General features: G+C 61.9%; 18 protein-coding genes. 16 read left to right on the forward strand and 2 right to left on the reverse strand.

The window, feature by feature from the left end; genetic code table 11:
• Positions 1-131: 131 nt before the first annotated feature.
• The 4 genes from purM (at position 132) to DVJ77_RS19005 (ending at position 3,359) form a co-directional block, all read left to right on the forward strand.
• Complete coding sequence (purM, locus tag DVJ77_RS18990; protein ID WP_114847108.1) at positions 132-1,160, forward strand: phosphoribosylformylglycinamidine cyclo-ligase; 1,029 nt, start codon at positions 132-134, stop codon at positions 1,158-1,160.
• A 20-nt stretch (positions 1,161-1,180) separates the two neighbouring features.
• Positions 1,181-1,846, forward strand: coding sequence for a phosphoribosylglycinamide formyltransferase (purN, locus tag DVJ77_RS18995; protein WP_114847109.1), 666 nt, complete (start codon positions 1,181-1,183; stop codon positions 1,844-1,846).
• Between the two features lie 129 nt (positions 1,847-1,975).
• Complete coding sequence (locus tag DVJ77_RS19000) at positions 1,976-2,488, forward strand: REP-associated tyrosine transposase (RefSeq protein WP_114847231.1); 513 nt, start codon at positions 1,976-1,978, stop codon at positions 2,486-2,488.
• 157 nt (positions 2,489-2,645) lie between these two features.
• On the forward strand, positions 2,646-3,359 hold the full coding sequence (locus DVJ77_RS19005) for a DUF3108 domain-containing protein (protein ID WP_114847110.1): 714 nt from the start codon (positions 2,646-2,648) through the stop codon (positions 3,357-3,359).
• A 48-nt stretch (positions 3,360-3,407) separates the two neighbouring features.
• On the opposite strand, the gene murA is transcribed toward DVJ77_RS19005, so the two are convergent.
• A complete protein-coding gene (gene murA / locus DVJ77_RS19010; RefSeq protein ID WP_114847111.1) occupies positions 3,408-4,667 on the reverse strand; it encodes a UDP-N-acetylglucosamine 1-carboxyvinyltransferase in 1,260 nt (419 codons plus the stop codon).
• Positions 4,668-4,722: 55 nt separating this feature from the next.
• The gene (locus DVJ77_RS19015) at positions 4,723-4,962 is read right to left on the reverse strand and encodes a BolA family protein (RefSeq protein WP_114847112.1); all 240 of its coding nucleotides are present in this window, start codon (positions 4,960-4,962) and stop codon (positions 4,723-4,725) included.
• Positions 4,963-5,295: 333 nt separating this feature from the next.
• On the opposite strand from DVJ77_RS19015, the gene DVJ77_RS19020 reads away from it, so the two are divergent.
• The 12 genes from DVJ77_RS19020 to ptsP all read left to right on the forward strand — a co-directional run bounded on the left by DVJ77_RS19020 (position 5,296) and on the right by ptsP (position 15,591).
• Positions 5,296-6,324: a KpsF/GutQ family sugar-phosphate isomerase gene (locus DVJ77_RS19020; RefSeq protein WP_114847113.1), complete on the forward strand. Its 1,029-nt coding sequence runs from the start codon at positions 5,296-5,298 to the stop codon at positions 6,322-6,324.
• A 54-nt stretch (positions 6,325-6,378) separates the two neighbouring features.
• Positions 6,379-6,930 carry a KdsC family phosphatase gene (locus DVJ77_RS19025; RefSeq protein WP_225428094.1) on the forward strand — a complete coding sequence of 184 codons (552 nt, stop codon included), beginning with the start codon at positions 6,379-6,381 and terminating at the stop codon, positions 6,928-6,930.
• Positions 6,927-7,529 (forward strand): LPS export ABC transporter periplasmic protein LptC, encoded by a 603-nt coding sequence (lptC, locus tag DVJ77_RS19030; protein WP_114847114.1) that lies wholly within the window; start codon positions 6,927-6,929, stop codon positions 7,527-7,529. Before DVJ77_RS19025 ends, lptC begins: the two co-directional genes overlap by 4 nt.
• Positions 7,495-8,064: a lipopolysaccharide transport periplasmic protein LptA gene (gene lptA, locus DVJ77_RS19035; RefSeq protein ID WP_318530937.1), complete on the forward strand. Its 570-nt coding sequence runs from the start codon at positions 7,495-7,497 to the stop codon at positions 8,062-8,064. Before lptC ends, lptA begins: the two co-directional genes overlap by 35 nt.
• A 3-nt stretch (positions 8,065-8,067) precedes the next feature.
• Positions 8,068-8,787 carry an LPS export ABC transporter ATP-binding protein gene (gene lptB, locus DVJ77_RS19040; protein WP_114847116.1) on the forward strand — a complete coding sequence of 240 codons (720 nt, stop codon included), beginning with the start codon at positions 8,068-8,070 and terminating at the stop codon, positions 8,785-8,787.
• A 157-nt stretch (positions 8,788-8,944) separates the two neighbouring features.
• A complete protein-coding gene (locus DVJ77_RS19045; protein ID WP_114847117.1) occupies positions 8,945-10,420 on the forward strand; it encodes an RNA polymerase factor sigma-54 in 1,476 nt (491 codons plus the stop codon).
• Between the two features lie 178 nt (positions 10,421-10,598).
• Positions 10,599-10,922, forward strand: coding sequence for a ribosome hibernation-promoting factor, HPF/YfiA family (gene hpf, locus DVJ77_RS19050; protein WP_114847118.1), 324 nt, complete (start codon positions 10,599-10,601; stop codon positions 10,920-10,922).
• A gap of 163 nt (positions 10,923-11,085) precedes the next feature.
• Complete coding sequence (gene hprK, locus DVJ77_RS19055) at positions 11,086-12,084, forward strand: HPr(Ser) kinase/phosphatase (protein ID WP_225428095.1); 999 nt, start codon at positions 11,086-11,088, stop codon at positions 12,082-12,084.
• 4 nt (positions 12,085-12,088) lie between these two features.
• Positions 12,089-12,997, forward strand: coding sequence for an RNase adapter RapZ (gene rapZ / locus DVJ77_RS19060; RefSeq protein ID WP_114847120.1), 909 nt, complete (start codon positions 12,089-12,091; stop codon positions 12,995-12,997).
• 43 nt (positions 12,998-13,040) lie between these two features.
• Positions 13,041-13,433, forward strand: coding sequence for a PTS sugar transporter subunit IIA (locus tag DVJ77_RS19065; RefSeq protein WP_114847121.1), 393 nt, complete (start codon positions 13,041-13,043; stop codon positions 13,431-13,433).
• On the forward strand, positions 13,426-13,695 hold the full coding sequence (locus tag DVJ77_RS19070) for an HPr family phosphocarrier protein (protein WP_114847122.1): 270 nt from the start codon (positions 13,426-13,428) through the stop codon (positions 13,693-13,695). The genes DVJ77_RS19065 and DVJ77_RS19070 overlap by 8 nt, the downstream gene beginning before the upstream one ends.
• Before the next feature lie 153 nt (positions 13,696-13,848).
• Positions 13,849-15,591 carry a phosphoenolpyruvate--protein phosphotransferase gene (ptsP, locus tag DVJ77_RS19075; protein WP_114847123.1) on the forward strand — a complete coding sequence of 581 codons (1,743 nt, stop codon included), beginning with the start codon at positions 13,849-13,851 and terminating at the stop codon, positions 15,589-15,591.
• The last annotated feature ends 18 nt before the right edge of the window (positions 15,592-15,609 follow it).

The following is a 15,609-nucleotide window of genomic DNA, read 5'->3' on the forward strand; positions in this document are numbered from 1 at the left end:
CCCGTTCCCCGTTCCCCGTTCCCTGCTTCCAACTCCGTTCCCCATCCCCCGTTCCCTGCTTTCAACTCCGCTCCCCATTCCCCGTTCCCTGTCCTGCTATCATTTCCCGTTTCTTCACGCCCGGTTCCGCTATGTCCGACGCCCTCACCTACCGCGCCGCTGGCGTCGACATCGACGCGGGTAATGCCGTGGTCGAACGCATCAAACCGCTGGTCAAGCGCACTTTTCGCCCGGAGGTCATGGGCGGCCTGGGCGGTTTCGGCGGCCTGTTTGACCTGTCCGGGCGCTACAAAGAGCCGGTACTGGTCTCCGGTACCGATGGCGTCGGCACCAAGCTCAAGCTGGCGCAACAACTGGGTCGCCACGACACCATCGGTATCGATCTGGTCGGCATGTGCGTCAACGACGTACTGGTGCAGGGCGCCGAACCACTGTTTTTCCTCGATTATTTCGCCACCGGCAAGTTGGATGTGGACACCACCGTCGCCGTCGTCGGCGGCATCGCCAAGGGTTGCGAGCTGGCCGGTTGCGCGCTGATCGGCGGCGAAACCGCCGAGATGCCGGACATGTATCCGCCGGGCGAGTACGACCTGGCCGGCTTTACCGTGGGCGCCGTGGAGAAATCCGCCCTGCTCAGTGGCGAGGCTATCGTTGCCGGCGATGTGATTCTCGGCGTGGCCTCGTCCGGCCCGCATTCCAATGGCTATTCGCTGATCCGCAAGATCGTCGATCGCGCGGGTCGCCCGCTGGATCTGGATATCGGCGGCGTGACCCTGGCCGATGCGCTGATGGCGCCGACCACGATTTACGTCAAGGCTATTCTGGAGCTGTTGAAAGCCCAGCCGATTCACGGCATGGCGCATATCACCGGCGGCGGCCTGAAAGAAAACATCATCCGCGTCGTACCGGAAAACCTCGGCGTCGCACTGGATGCTTCTGCCATCGTGCTGCCGCCGGTGTTCGAGTGGTTGATGCGCGAAGGCAACGTCGCCCGCGAAGAAATGTGGCGCACGTTCAACTGTGGCGTCGGCTTCACCGTGATTCTGTCGCGCGACGACGTCGCCGCCGCCAGCGCACTGCTCAGCCAGCATGGTTTGGAGAGCCGGGTGATCGGCGAGATCGTGCCGGCACAGGGCGATGAGCGCGTGCATATCGGCTGATCGACCGCGCGTTCCTGAACATGTCCTCACCACTTCGCATTGCCGTACTCGCCTCGGGGCGCGGCAGTAATCTCGCGGCGCTGCTTACGGCGCATCAACGCGGTGAGTTGCCGGTCGAGTTTGTATTGGTCGCCAGCGACAAGGCGAACGCCGGCGCGCTGCGCCTGGCCGAAGCGGCCGGCATTGCCACCTTGGTGCTTGACCCGCGCAATTACCCCGACCGCCTTGCGTTTGACCTGGATCTGTTTGCGCACCTGACTGACAACGGCGCCGACGTACTCGTACTAGCCGGCTTCATGCGCATTATCGACGGCCAGGCGCTCAAGCCCTGGGTCGGCCGCATGATTAATATCCACCCGTCGTTGCTGCCCAAGTACCGCGGCCTGCACACCCACCGTCGCGCACTGGAAGCCGGTGACGGCGAGCATGGCGTGAGCGTGCATTACGTCACCGCCGAATTGGATGGCGGCCCGGTGATCGCGCAAGCGCACATCGCGGTGCAGGCTGGCGACGACGAGCACCTGCTGGCGCAACGTCTGCTGCCTTACGAACACCGCCTGCTACCGGCCGTACTCAAGCTGATCGCACAAGGACGGTTGCAGCTTGTTTCGCCCGATGGTGTGGCGCTGGATGGGCAAGCTTTGTCGGCGCCATTACGTTTGCAAGGCGATCAACTGGTTCGTTGATCGCGTAACCCACTTATCTCGTGGTGATGTTGGGGTTCGCTTTGCTCACCCCAACCTACGTCGTGATGCCGTGGTAGGTTGGTGGTGAGCGAAGCGAACCCCAACACCAACAACGTCAAGGAAGACGGCATGCGATACCGACGAACTCTTGTCGCGGGCGGAACGTATTTCTTTACCGTCAATCTGCAAGATCGATCTCGTGATCTGTTGATCCAACGTATCGATACTCTTCGCAATGCGGTGCGTCTGGTTAAACGACGGCATCCTTTCCATATCGTGGCGTGGGTCGTGTTACCCGATCACATCCATGCCATATGGACCCTGCCATCGGGCGACGCCGACTACTCCACGCGTTGGTCGCTTATTAAGGCCAACTTTTCGCGAGCTGTCGCGCATAACGAACCTGTTTGCGCATCTCGACAGCTCAAGGGTGAGCGCGGTATCTGGCAACGCCGCTTTTGGGAGCATCAGATACGAGACGAGAATGACCTCGCTCGCCATGTGGATTATGTGCATATCAACCCGGTGAAACACGGCTATACGGAGCGAGCAGGTGATTGGCCGTTCTCGTCCATCCATCGATATATTCGGGATGGTTTGCTCGCCGCTGATTGGGCGTGTGCGCCAGGTTCGAGGGTATAACGTTGGGGTTGGCTTGCGCTCACCGCCAACCTACCAAGGCCAGCACGACATGGCGCAACGTTGGGGTTCGCTTTGCTCACCGCCAACCTACGCTCACCCCAACCAATGCATGACGTGCCACGACAGGTTCAGGTGCGCGGCGTAGACTGCGGTCCCCATGACGATCCTTACATCACCCCGCAAGCTCGCCGGCCTGGCGCTGGCTCTCTCAACCACCGCAGCCTTTGCGGCGCCCTCTTCACCGACGCCTTTCACTGCGACATATCAGGTGTTGCAAGGTGGCGAGATGATCGGTGAAGCCACCCTGCATCTGGCATCTACCGGCGATAACCGCTGGGAATACAGCAACCAGAGCCAAGGCACCGCCGGCCTCGCTGCCGCGTTCGGCTTAAGCTCGAATGAAACGACACGGTTTCGCTGGAACCAAGGTGCGGCGGAAACGGAAAGTTACGACTACCGCATGAACACCGGGCTGAAGAAAAAGCAGCGGCATACCAAGATCGACTGGAGCGCCCATCAAGTGAGCGTGGACGAAGGCAAGGGGCCGACTGTCTACGCCAGCGTGCCGGGCCTGATCGACCGCAACCTCGCCCCGTTCGCACTTGGCCTGGCACTACGCGACGGCAAGCAAACGGTGACCCTGCCCGTGGCCGTCAGAAGCAATGTCGAAAATCAGCAATTCAAAGTGGCCGGCAAGGACAACGTGCAGGTGCCGGCGGGCCGCTTCGAGGCCGTGCGGATTGAACGCACGGATTCGGACAAGTCATTCAACGCCTGGTATGTGCCGCAGAAATATCCGGTGCCGGTAAAGCTGTCGCAGAGCGAGGGCGGCAACCTGGTGTTGCAACTGGTGAGCTACCGCCAGCCATAAATGCCAGCGATAACGCGGGCCGTCGGGCGGCCCGCGTTGCGAATCGCATCAGGACGGCAGGCGTCGAATCTTCGCGCCCAGCACGCCCAACTTCTCTTCGATGTTCTCGTAGCCGCGATCAATGTGATACACGCGGTCCACCGTGGTATCCCCTTCCGCGACCAGACCAGCCAGCACCAGGCAGGCCGAGGCGCGCAGGTCGGTGGCCATGATCGGTGCGCCGCTCATTTTCGGCACGCCGTGGATGATGGCGGTGTTGCCTTCGAGGCGGATATCGGCACCCAGGCGCTGCAGCTCGTGCGCATGCATAAAGCGGTTTTCGAACACCGTCTCGGTGATGACGCCGACGCCTTCGGCCACGCAATTGAGTGCGGTGAACTGCGCCTGCATGTCGGTCGGAAAAGCCGGGTACGGCGCCGTGCTGATGTTGACGGCCTTGGGGCGGCGGCCTTGCATATCCAGCTCGATCCAGTCGGGACCGGTGGAGATGTGCGCGCCAGCGTCTTCAAGCTTGGCCAGTACGGCTTCCAGGGTGTTGGCGCGCGCATTGCGGGCACGCACTTTGCCGCCGGTCATCGCCGCACCCACCAGGAAGGTGCCGGTTTCGATGCGATCGGGCAACACCTCGTACTCGGCGCCATGCAGACGCTCGACGCCATGGATCACCATGGTCGAGGTACCCGCGCCTTCGATCTGCGCGCCCATGGCAATCAGGCAGTTGGCCAGATCGACCACCTCGGGCTCTTGCGCGGCGTTTTCGATAATCGTGGTACCGGAAGCCAGCGCGGCGGCCATCATGATGTTTTCGGTGCCGGTGACGGTCACCATGTCCATCACGATGCGTGCGCCTTTCAAACGCTTCGCCTTCGCTTTGATATAGCCGTTTTCAACGGTGACCTCGGCGCCCAGCGCCTGCAGGCCGCGAATATGCTGGTCGACCGGGCGCGAACCAATCGCGCAACCGCCCGGCAACGAGACTTCGGCCTGACCGAAACGCGCCACCAGCGGCCCCAGCACCAGGATCGAGGCGCGCATGGTGCGCACCAGGTCATACGGAGCGATATGGCTGTTGATATGACTCGGATCGACATGCATTTTCATGCGGTCGTCCAGCACCAATTGCACGCCCATCTGGCCGAGCAGCTCGATGAAGGTGGTGACGTCATGCAGATGCGGAACGTTGCTGATGGCTACCGGCTCGTCGGCCAGCAAACACGAGGCGAGAATGGGCAGCACGGCGTTCTTGGCGCCGGAAATACCGACCTCGCCATGAAGCGGCACACCGCCGCTAATCAGGATCTTGGCCATCGTTGTCCTTACTAAAGTGTTGAATGGGGAGTCGCGTAGCGGGCCGCTGGGGATATCAACGACGTGCCGCGGCTTCCTCGGGTGTCAGGGTTTTCAGCGCCAGCGCGTGAATCGCGCCGCCCATCAGGTCGCCTAGGGTGGCGTAAACCAGCCGGTGCCGCGCCAGCGGCAGCTTGCCGGCGAATTGCGCAGCGACCACTTCGGCGTCGAAGTGCACCCCGTCATCGCCATTTACCTGAGCCTGCGCACCGGGCAGGCCATTCTCGATCATTGCCTGGATGGTGGCAGCGTCCATGGGGTTCCTACTTGGAATAACTACACGTTGGAATGACTTCACGTTGGAATAACTGCACGACAACAGCATGGATTCGAAGCAACACCGAACCCAACGTGTCGTTATATGAAGGTAAAATGCGAATATGCCATGGTAATGGAAATCTTCTGTCACAGAAACGACAGGTTAAGCTTCCAGCTACGCGGCAAGCATCCATCGGCACCGGCTAAACCGTTGTCTGTGCGATGAATCGCGCTGTAATGAATCATGATGTGATGAATCATGGGGTAATGAGATGGGTCGACAAGCCCGCCCCCTGTGATGGCTTACCGGCTCGACTACCCCCGAGGATGCATGAACGCACATATCGCCAGCCCCACCCCACCCGCCCCCGGTCAGCCCACGGCGATCAATGGTGAAGCCCTGGTGCGTAGCGCACGCACGGTGATTGCGACCGAAGCGGCTGCCATCAGCGCCCTGGAGCCACGCATCGGCCCGGCCTTCGTCGAGGCCTGCCGGCTGATTCTCGGCTGCGCCGGCCGGGTCGTGGTGACGGGCATGGGCAAGTCCGGCCATGTGGGACGCAAGATCGCCGCCACGCTCGCCTCCACCGGCACCCCGGCGTTCTTCGTGCATCCGGGCGAGGCCAGTCACGGCGATCTGGGCATGATCTTGCCGCAAGACGTGGTGCTGGCCTTGTCCAACTCGGGCGAAAGCGACGAGGTGTTGTTCATTCTGCCGGTGATTAAACGCCAGGGCATTCCGCTGATCGCCATTACCGGCAACGATCAGTCCTCCTTGGCGACCCAGGCCGACTTGCATCTGGACACCAGCATCTCGGTCGAAGCCTGCCCGCTGGGCCTGGCCCCCACCGCCAGCACCACGGCCGCGCTGGTCATGGGCGACGCGCTGGCCATCGCCCTGCTCGAAGCTCGCGGTTTTACCTCTGAAGACTTCGCCCGCTCCCACCCCGCCGGCAGCCTCGGTCGTCGCCTGCTGATGCACATCGGCGATGTGATGCACACCGGCGACGGCATCCCGGTCGTTAACGAAGACGCCAGCCTGACCCAGGCGCTGATGGAAATGACCCGCAAGCATCTGGGCATGACCGCCGTGGTCGATGCCGAGCGCCGCCTGCTCGGGGTGTTCACCGACGGTGACTTGCGTCGCGCCCTGGACGACGTCGGCGTCGATTTGCGCGGCGCTACGGTGGCCTCGCTGATGACTCGCGGCCCCAAGACGATCAGCGCCGACAAGCTCGCCATCGAGGCCGCCCAACTGATGGAAAAACATCAGATTCACGCGTTGCTGGTGGTGGACCATGAGCATCGCGTGGTCGGCGCACTGAACATTCATGATCTGCTCCGCGCCCGCGTGGTCTGATACACATTCCGGGGACCGCCCATCGTCCCCACTACTCCTCATCAGACCCGCCTCGTGCCGCCTATCAACTACCTCGCCAACCTCCCTGCCGACCTGCTCGCCCGCGCCGCCAATATTCGCGTCGCTGTCTTCGACGTGGACGGCACCCTGACCGATGGCCGGCTGTGGTACGGCGAAGACGGCCACGAAACCAAGGTGTTCCACGTGCATGACGGCCTGGGGCTTAAACGCCTGCAAGCCAACGGCGTGCAGGTGGCGATCATCTCCGCGCGCATCAGTCATCCGGTGGCTTTACGCGCCGAAGAGCTGGACATCGCCCACGTCTACCAGGGCCAAAAAGACAAACGTGCCTGCTTGCTGGAGCTGCTTGACGCGCTGAAGCTGACACCCGAGCAGGCGGCCTTCGTCGGCGACGACCTGCCCGACCTGTCGCCGATGAAGATCGCCGGACTGGCGGTCGCCGTCGCCAACGCGCACCCCTGGATCGTTGAACAGGCGCACTGGCAGACCCAGCGCAGCGGCGGCATGGGCGCCGCGCGCGAGGTGTGCGACTTGATTCTTACCGCGCAAGGCAAGATCGCCGCGGAACGCGAGCGTTGGCAATGAGGCTCCCCGGCTTTCTGCGTGACCGCGGCTTACCGACAGCCATCGTCCTGGTCGGCCTGGCGACGGCGCTCGTGCAACTTCTTTATTGGTGGATGGCACCTACGCCCAAGGTCAACGAGTTCGTCGGCCCGCCGCGCTCGGGCTACACCCTGACTAATTTCAAGCTGTTCGCCTACGACGTCGACGGCCTGCCCAGCTTTCGCATGCATGCGCCGCATCTGGAGCGCCGCGAAGGCGACGACTCGCTGTATATCAACGCGCCCAAATTCGAGCTGCCATCCAACCAGCCCAACGTGCCTAACTGGCAAGGCGAGTCGCTGTACGGCTGGGTCGATAAGCCAGGCACCTTGCTCAAGCTACAAGGGCCGGTCTACATGCATCGACCGGCCTTTCCGGGCGGACCCGCCGCCGAGCTGCATACCTCGGACGTCACCGCCTGGCCCAAAGAAAACCGCATGGAAACCGCCGCGTCGGCACAGATGACGCAAGGCGACAGTAGAATGAACGGCATCGGCATGCGTGCCAACCTCAACGATAATCATCTGGAGCTGTTCGATGAAAGCCATGGCTCGTTCCCGCCGCGCAAACGCAAGTCTTAAGCTCGGTCTACTCTGCCTCGGCCTGCTCGCGCTGCAGCCCGCCCTGGCTAAAAAGGCCGATCGCCAGCAGGCGATGAATTACGTGGCGAAATCCACCGAGGCATTCAACGCGCCCAACTCGATCAGCACGCTCAAAGGCGCCGTAAAGATCACCCAGGGCACCTTGGTGGTGACCGGCGATGTGGCCAAGATTCATCTCGATGGCGATACCCAGATTGCGCGCGTGGTGGTCACCGGCAACCCGGCGCATATCCAGCAACTCGACGAAAACAACAACCTGATGCAGGGCGACGCCGCCACCATCGATTACGACAATATCAACGGCATCGCCGTGCTTACCGGTACCGCCGTGGTCAAGCAGGCCACTCGCGGCGAATTTCATGGCGACAAGCTGACCTACAACACCGACACCAGCCTGATTACCGGCGAGTCTGCCGGTGAAAAGCTGGTCTCCGGCACCTTCCTGCCCAAGCCCAAGCCGGCTGCCGCAAAGCCCGCCGCCGCACCTGCTGCCGAACCGGCGCAGGGTAAATAACTCATGCTGTCAGCCGAAGGTCTGCAAAAGCGTTTCCGCGCACGCCAGGTCGTGCGCGACTTCGCTTTCACGATACGCGAGGGCGAGGTGGTCGGCCTGCTCGGCCCCAACGGCGCCGGTAAAACGACTTGTTTCTATATGGTGGTCGGGTTGATCGAGGCCGATGGCGGCTCGATCAAACTCGACAAGCAAGACATTACCAACCTGCCCATGCACGCGCGCGCCAAGCTCGGCATCGGCTATTTGCCGCAAGAACCGTCGGTATTCCGTCGGCTCAGCGTGGCCGACAACATCATGGCCGTGCTTGAGCTGCGCGAAAACCTCGATGCCAAGCAACGCACCGTCGAGCTGGAAGGCCTGCTGGACGAGCTGAAGATCGCCCATATCGCCGAGCAAAAAGGCATCAGCCTTTCGGGCGGCGAGCGTCGCCGCGTGGAGATCGCCCGCGCCCTGGCCGCCCAGCCGCGCTACATGCTGCTGGACGAACCGTTTGCCGGTGTCGACCCGATCTCGGTCGGTGAAATCCAGCGCATCGTGCGGCATCTGAAAGAACGCGGCATCGGCGTACTCATCACCGATCACAACGTGCGCGAGACGCTCGGCATCTGCGATCGTGCCTACATTCTCAACGATGGCGAGGTGCTGTCACGGGGTACGCCGGCGCATATTCTTGCCGACGAGAAAGTACGCGAGGTCTATCTGGGCCGCGAGTTCAAGCTATAAGAGCCTGTTCAAAGAGCCTGTTCAAGCCGATGCCGGCGGGCGATCACGCCAGGGCCGGATGACGGCGTTGGCTTTTCGCGCACTGGATACGTTTCTACAGGTAGCCGCACCCTTCGCTTAGGGTTAGGATGACCCGAGTTTATTTGACCCGGCAAGCATGAAACCCGGACTGCAGTTTCGTCTCAATCAGCAGCTCACCCTGACGCCTCAGTTGCAACAGGCTATCCGCCTTCTGCAACTTTCTCAGTTGGAGCTGGAGGCAGAGTTGCGTCAAATCGCCGAAAGCAACCCGCTGCTCGAATTTTCCGAAGACAGCGACGAGGGCAGCGACGACGACGCCGAAGACAGCAACTTCGAACCTGCCCCGATCACGCCGGCTCAAGCCAGCAGCGACGGCAACAACGACAACGGCGACGCCGACATACCGGACTGGGGCGACAGCCGCGGCGAAGATCCGATCGATTTCTCCGGCAGCAGCAGCGGCAACAGCCTCAGCCGCGCGCATAACGGCAGCGACGAAGACAACTTCGAACCGCAAAACGCCGCGCCGGTAACCCTGCAAGAGCACATGCTGTGGCAACTCAACCTGGCCCACTTGAGCGCCCGTGAGCTGACCATCGCCACAGTGCTGATCGACGCCCTTAATGCCGACGGCTATCTCGCCGAAGGCCTGGACGCCGTGCTGGGCGCCCTACCCCCGCACCTCAAGGCCAGCACTGAAGAAGTCGATGGCGTACGCCGACAACTGCAGCGTTTCGACCCTACCGGGGTAGCCAGCCTGGATCTGCGCGACTGCCTGCGCGTGCAACTCGAACAGTTCGATCAGGCCACGCCGCAACTGGAGCTGGCTTTGCGTATCGTCGACAGCGAACTGGAGCTGTTGGCGCGCAACGACATTACCAAGCTGGCACGCCGCTTACGCGCCGATCCCGACGATACGGCCGCTGCCGCCGTACTGATCCGCAGCCTCGATCCACGCCCCGGCGCGGCACTCGACACCACTCCAGTGGAATACGTGGCGCCCGATGTTTACGCGCGCAAGGAAAGCGGCCGCTGGCGGGTCAGCCTGAACCCCGATTGCCAGCCACGGCTGGGCTTGAACCAGCACTATTGCAACCTGATCGCCCAGGCGCGCGGTGAAGACGCCAGTTGGATGCGCGGACAGATGCAGGAAGCCCGCTGGCTGATTAAAAGCCTGGAATCGCGCGCCGAGACCTTACTCAAGGTCGCCGATGCGATCGTACGGCGGCAAAGCGCCTTTCTCGATTTCGGCCCCGAGGCCATGCACCCCTTGGTGTTGCGCGAGGTAGCCGAGGAGGTAGGCATGCATGAATCGACTATTTCGCGGGTGACTACGCGCAAATATATTCACACGCCGCGCGGCACCTTCGAACTTAAACATTTCTTTTCCAGCGGCGTAGCCACCGAGGACGGCGGCAGCGCTTCGGCCACTGCTATCCAGGCCATGCTGCGCAAATTGATTGACGCCGAAGACACTCGCAAACCATTGTCCGATCAGGCGATTGCTGCTGAATTGCACGGCAAGGGCATTCAGGTGGCACGCCGCACAGTCGCCAAATATAGGGAGGCCATGCGTATTCCAAGTTCCAGTGAGCGCCAGCGCGGCGGCTGAACCGCTGTACCGGTCACAGCACAGGGTTCAGAAAACATACGTCTAACCACTGCGGAACTTGCTTGTGCGATAAACGTCCATACCTCAATGATTGAGGGTGCGCAGCCAAGGCTTTATGACATGACTCGCGCACCTGACCCACGCCGCGCAATGCGGTTAGCACCAGAGGAGGCGCAACATGCAATTCCAACTCAGCGGTCAACAGATCGAGATCACTCAAGCCTTGCGGGATCGCGCGACGAGTAAGCTAGATCGACTCACCCACCTCGACGACAAGATTCTCAGCCTGAGCATCGTCCTTTCGATCGACAAACTGCAGCAGTGCGCCGAAGGTACGCTCACTGTAAAAGGCGCCACCTTGCACGCCGAGGCCAAAGAGATGGATATGTATGCATCGATCGATGCATTGATCGACAAGCTAACCCACCAGTTGCGAAAGCATCGCGAGAAAGTCAACGATAAGCACCAGCGCGAAGTACGCGAAGAGCGACAATACGGCTGATCCAATTCAGAGTGATCCAATCGGATAGTGATCTAATTCATAGCGATCCAATCCGATAGCACCATCAAAGCCCGCCTCCCGCAGAGGCGGGCTTTTTTATGGGCATCCCCCGGCTGCACACCGGCTCGAGCCACAAAAGCATCATCCGGGCCAAACTGGCACAATGGCCTCTGCTGCCGCCAGGCTTGTCACGCAGCACAAAGGATCAGGATTGGATCGGCTCACCGCACGACAACTCTATGATGGCGTTCACGAACGCATGGCTTTGCGCTGGGTTTCCGGCATGCGTGGCGAATCGCGCGTGCTTGAACAAAGCATCACCAAAAGCCGCCGCCCTTCGCTGATCGGCTATCTCAACGTCATCTATCCGAACAAGATTCAGATCATCGGCACCGAAGAGCTGAATTTCCTGGATGGCCTCGACTCGCGCCAGCGCTGGGAAGCGATCAATAAGATCGCCGCCTATCAACCGGCAGCGCTGATCGTCACCAAGGACCAGACCATCCCGGCCGATCTGCGGGAGGTTGCCGAAGAAACCAATACGCCGCTGTGGATCAGCTCCAAGCGTGGTCACGAGCTGCTGACCTGGATGCAGTACTACCTGGCCCGCATGCTGGCGCCACGGATCACCCTGCACGGTGTGTTTCTGGAAGTCTTTTCGATCGGCGTGCTCATCACCGGCGAATCCGGCTCGGGCAAAAGCGAGCTGGCGCTGGAGCTCATCAGCCGTGGTCATCGCCTGGTCGCCGATGACGCGACCGAATTCACCTTGATCGCACCGGACGTCATCGACGGCACCTGCCCCGAACTGCTCCAGGATCTGCTGGAGGTACGCGGGCTGGGCGTACTCAATGTGCGTGAGATGTTCGGTCACACAGCGGTCAAGCCGTCCAAATATCTTCGTGTGGTGATCCATCTCAAACCATTGCGAGACGGTGAAGATACCGACGGCATGACCCGGCTCACCGGTGACGTCGGCCAACGCGAAATACTGGAGGTGCACGTGCCGATGATTACCATCCCTGTCGCGCCGGGCCGCAACTTGGCCGTGCTGGTGGAGGCTGCCGTGCGTAATCATGTGCTCAAGAGCAAAGGCATCGATCCGGCACAGACCTTTATCGACCGCCAGGCGCATCAGATGCGCCGGCTGCCACCGTGGTGACCCCATGAACGAGAGCGATACGCCCTTGCTGGTTCCCGCCATCGACCCGGAAGACGTCCATCTGATCGTGCTGACCGGCATGTCCGGCGGTGGCAAAACAGTAGCCCTGCGCGCGCTGGAAGATCTGGGGTTTTATTGCGTCGATAACCTGCCCACGCCGCTGCTCTTGCAATTGGTGCGCTCGGTGATCCAGAACGATGGCACCCAGCAGCATCGCCATATCGCGGTGGGCGTGGATATTCGCAACCGCGGCGGCGGCTTTCAGAACATGCCGGCGGTGCTGTCGGAGCTGGCCGGCGCCGGGGTTCAGGTACACCTGATCTTTCTCGACTGCCGCGACGAGGTGCTAATCAAGCGTTATTCGGAATCGCGCCGCCGACACCCGCTGTCCGCCAAGGGGCTGTCACTGGCCGATGCGATTGCCGAAGAACGCCGCGTGCTGCGTCCGCTGACCGCTTTGGCCGAAAAAGTCATCGACTCCAGCGAACTCAACGTGCATCAACTGCGCCGCTTGATTACCACCGGCTACGCCGAGGCGACCAAGGGCATGACCTTGATGTTCGAGTCATTCGCGTTCCGCCGCGGCCTGCCGCCGGATGCGGACTTCGTCTTCGACGCGCGCTGCCTGCCCAACCCCCACTGGGACGCGAAACTGCGGCCTTATTCCGGTCGCGACGCACCCGTCCGCGAGTACCTCGACCAGCAGCCCCTGGTCAGCGAATATTTTGCCGATACCGCGCGCTGGCTCGACGCCTGGCTGCCGCGCTTCGAGCAAGACGACCGCAGTTACGTCACTATCTCGGTCGGCTGCACCGGCGGTCGCCACCGCTCGGTCTATCTGACCGAGAAACTCGCCGCGTACTATCGTACCCATCGCGATAGCGTGCTCACCTTTCATCGCGAACTTGAGTAACTACCATGCCTGCTAATCCATCTAACCAGGAAGGTCTGCCCTCATGAGCGTGGGTGTGCTGTTGATGACACACGAAGCGGTCGGCAAGGCGCTGATCTCCGCTACGCTTCATGTGTTGCCCAAGCTGCCGTTGCGCGTGGAGGCCGTCGAGGTGCCCGCGCAGGCCGATCCCGATGTGATGCGCACGCTGACCGCGCGCCATGCACGCGAGCTCGATCAAGGCGATGGGGTGCTTGTCCTGGCTGATTTGTACGGCGCCACACCGTGCAACATCGGCCTTTCACTCAGTTCGCTGGGTGTTCGCCTGCGTTGCGTATCGGGGCTTAACCTGCCGATGCTGCTGCGCGTACTCAACTATGCGGAAAAACCATTGGATGAACTGGCGGAAATCGCCGCCAGCGGTGGCCGCGGAGGAATTTTCATAGATCATGCTTGAGAAAGAAATTATCGTATCCAACAAGCTCGGCCTGCACGCACGCGCCTCGGCCAAACTGGTGCAACTGGTGCAGGGTTTCAAGTCCACCGTATGGCTCATCAGCAAGGGACGCGAGGTTAACGCGCAAAGCATCATGGGCGTCATGATGTTGGCCGCCGGTATCGGCACGCCGCTGACTATCCGTGCCGAAGGCCCCGATGAAGAGTCCGCGCTCAACTCCGTGGTCGCCTTGTTCGACAACAAATTCGATGAGGGCGCGTGAAGCTGAGAAGCGAGAAACAGGCCACCTGAAACGTCTGCGTTCTCGCGCTCTACCGTCCGTGGCCCTGACCCACGCTTGCCGCATGCATTCCATCGGTCGATCTGCTGCTAGCCATCCCTTCCCCGCTCCCTAGTTCTCCGTTTCCAGGTACCCATGAGACTTCTCCTAACCGGCACCACCGCTGCGCGAGGCATGGCACTAGGCCGGGCCCGGTTGGTGCAGCCGAACCGCCATCTGGTCGATAAGCGCCCGCTGGCCGAAGAGGAGATCGAAACCGAACTGGGCAACCTGCACCGCGCGCTCGATGCCGCCCGCGTGGAGCTGCGCGACCTGCGCGAGAAGCTGCACGGCGCATTGGCCTGCGAGGTCAGCGAGTTCATCGATACCCACAGCCTGCTACTGGATGACCAGGAGCTGTTGCGCGGGTTGGACGACCTGGTGCGCATCGGCCATTACCGTCCGGGTGCCGCGCTGAAAAAACAGCGCGATCGCCTCGTCGCGGTCTTCGAAGCCATGGACGACCCTTATCTTCGCAGCCGTAAAGAAGATATCGATCAGGTCATCAATCGAGTGATCTCCGCGCTGCAGCGGCAAACCAGTGTCGAGGAACGCAAGCTGGCCGCACGCGTCGGTGAAATTCTGATCGCCGACACCATTGCGCCCGCCGACATGGCGCACTTGGTCGGCAACGGCCTGCTCGGCGTCGTCGCCAGCTCGGGCAGCGCGTATTCGCACAGCGCGATTCTGGCCCGCAGCCTCGACCTGCCGATGCTGGTGGGCGTGCGCGACGCACTGTCCACCATCCACGATGACGACCTGATTCTGCTCGACACCGAGCGTGGCGAGGTGGTGGTGCACCCCACCGCGCAAGACCTCGCGCTTTATCGTGCCAAGCAGCGCGAAGCCGCACAGGAAGGCCGCCGACTCGCCACCCTGGCGAATGCGCCTACCCGCACCCGCGACGATATCGGCATTCGCCTGCTCGCCAACGCCGAGATGCCGGCCGACATCGCGATGGCGCGCGCGCGCGGCGCCGACGGCGTCGGCCTGTATCGCACCGAATTTCTGTTTCTGCGCCACAAGGGCCTGCCCTCCGAAGACGAGCAGTTCATCGCTTACCGCGATCTTGTGCTCGGCATGGGCGGCCTGCCCGTCACCATCCGCACCCTCGACCTGGGCGCCGATAAAGCCGACGCGGCCGGCCTGGTACTGCGCGGCGAGGACAACCCTGCCTTGGGCGTGCGTGGCGTACGCCTGTCGTTGCGTTACCCCGCCGTATTCACCACGCAGATCCGGGCGATTTTGCGCGCCGCCTGCTACGGCCCGGTGCGCGTGCTGGTGCCGATGGTGACTCAGCCTGACGAGCTCATCGCCGTGCGCACGCTATTCAAGCTCGCGCGGCAGGACCTGAAACGCGAAAACGTCGATTTGCCGGAAAAACTGGCGCTGGGCGCGATGATCGAAGTACCCGCCGCGGCGATCAACGTGCGCGCCTTGCTTGAGCACGCCGACTTCCTCGCCATCGGCACCAATGACCTGGCCCAGTACGTACTCGCCGCCGACCGCGGCAACGACGGCCTGGAAAACATCTATAACCCGCTGCAACCGGCCCTGCTGCGTTTGATCTCGCACGTTATCGGCGCCGGTCGGCGCGCGAAAAAGCCGGTGAGCCTGTGCGGCGAAATCGGCGGCGACGTCAACTTCACCGCCTTGCTGCTGGCGCTGGGCCTGAACGAATTCAGCATGCACCCCAGCCAGCTACTGCACGTACGCGATCGCCTGGCCACCCTCGACCACGGCGCCCTGCGCCGACTCGCACCACAGCTAATGCGCGCGCATACGCACGAGCAGGTCGAAGCACTGCTGACCAAGATCGCCGAAGAATCCGCTGCGTAAGTGCCGCTCAAGATCTCT

This window comes from Dyella tabacisoli (assembly GCF_003350925.1).
Classification (GTDB): Bacteria; Pseudomonadota; Gammaproteobacteria; order Xanthomonadales; family Rhodanobacteraceae; genus Dyella_C; species Dyella_C tabacisoli.

Coding starts and splice junctions, on each gene's coding strand:
- purM (WP_114847108.1), top strand. CDS start 132: ATGTCCGACGCCCTCACCTACCGCGCCGCTGGCGTCGACATCGACGCG.
- purN (WP_114847109.1), top strand. CDS start 1,181: ATGTCCTCACCACTTCGCATTGCCGTACTCGCCTCGGGGCGCGGCAGT.
- DVJ77_RS19000 (WP_114847231.1), top strand. CDS start 1,976: ATGCGATACCGACGAACTCTTGTCGCGGGCGGAACGTATTTCTTTACC.
- DVJ77_RS19005 (WP_114847110.1), top strand. CDS start 2,646: ATGACGATCCTTACATCACCCCGCAAGCTCGCCGGCCTGGCGCTGGCT.
- murA (WP_114847111.1), bottom strand. CDS start 4,667: ATGGCCAAGATCCTGATTAGCGGCGGTGTGCCGCTTCATGGCGAGGTC.
- DVJ77_RS19015 (WP_114847112.1), bottom strand. CDS start 4,962: ATGGACGCTGCCACCATCCAGGCAATGATCGAGAATGGCCTGCCCGGT.
- DVJ77_RS19020 (WP_114847113.1), top strand. CDS start 5,296: ATGAACGCACATATCGCCAGCCCCACCCCACCCGCCCCCGGTCAGCCC.
- lptC (WP_114847114.1), top strand. CDS start 6,927: ATGAGGCTCCCCGGCTTTCTGCGTGACCGCGGCTTACCGACAGCCATC.
- lptA (WP_318530937.1), top strand. CDS start 7,495: ATGGCTCGTTCCCGCCGCGCAAACGCAAGTCTTAAGCTCGGTCTACTC.
- lptB (WP_114847116.1), top strand. CDS start 8,068: ATGCTGTCAGCCGAAGGTCTGCAAAAGCGTTTCCGCGCACGCCAGGTC.
- DVJ77_RS19045 (WP_114847117.1), top strand. CDS start 8,945: ATGAAACCCGGACTGCAGTTTCGTCTCAATCAGCAGCTCACCCTGACG.
- hpf (WP_114847118.1), top strand. CDS start 10,599: ATGCAATTCCAACTCAGCGGTCAACAGATCGAGATCACTCAAGCCTTG.
- hprK (WP_225428095.1), top strand. CDS start 11,086: ATGGCCTCTGCTGCCGCCAGGCTTGTCACGCAGCACAAAGGATCAGGA.
- rapZ (WP_114847120.1), top strand. CDS start 12,089: ATGAACGAGAGCGATACGCCCTTGCTGGTTCCCGCCATCGACCCGGAA.
- DVJ77_RS19065 (WP_114847121.1), top strand. CDS start 13,041: ATGAGCGTGGGTGTGCTGTTGATGACACACGAAGCGGTCGGCAAGGCG.
- DVJ77_RS19070 (WP_114847122.1), top strand. CDS start 13,426: ATGCTTGAGAAAGAAATTATCGTATCCAACAAGCTCGGCCTGCACGCA.
- ptsP (WP_114847123.1), top strand. CDS start 13,849: ATGAGACTTCTCCTAACCGGCACCACCGCTGCGCGAGGCATGGCACTA.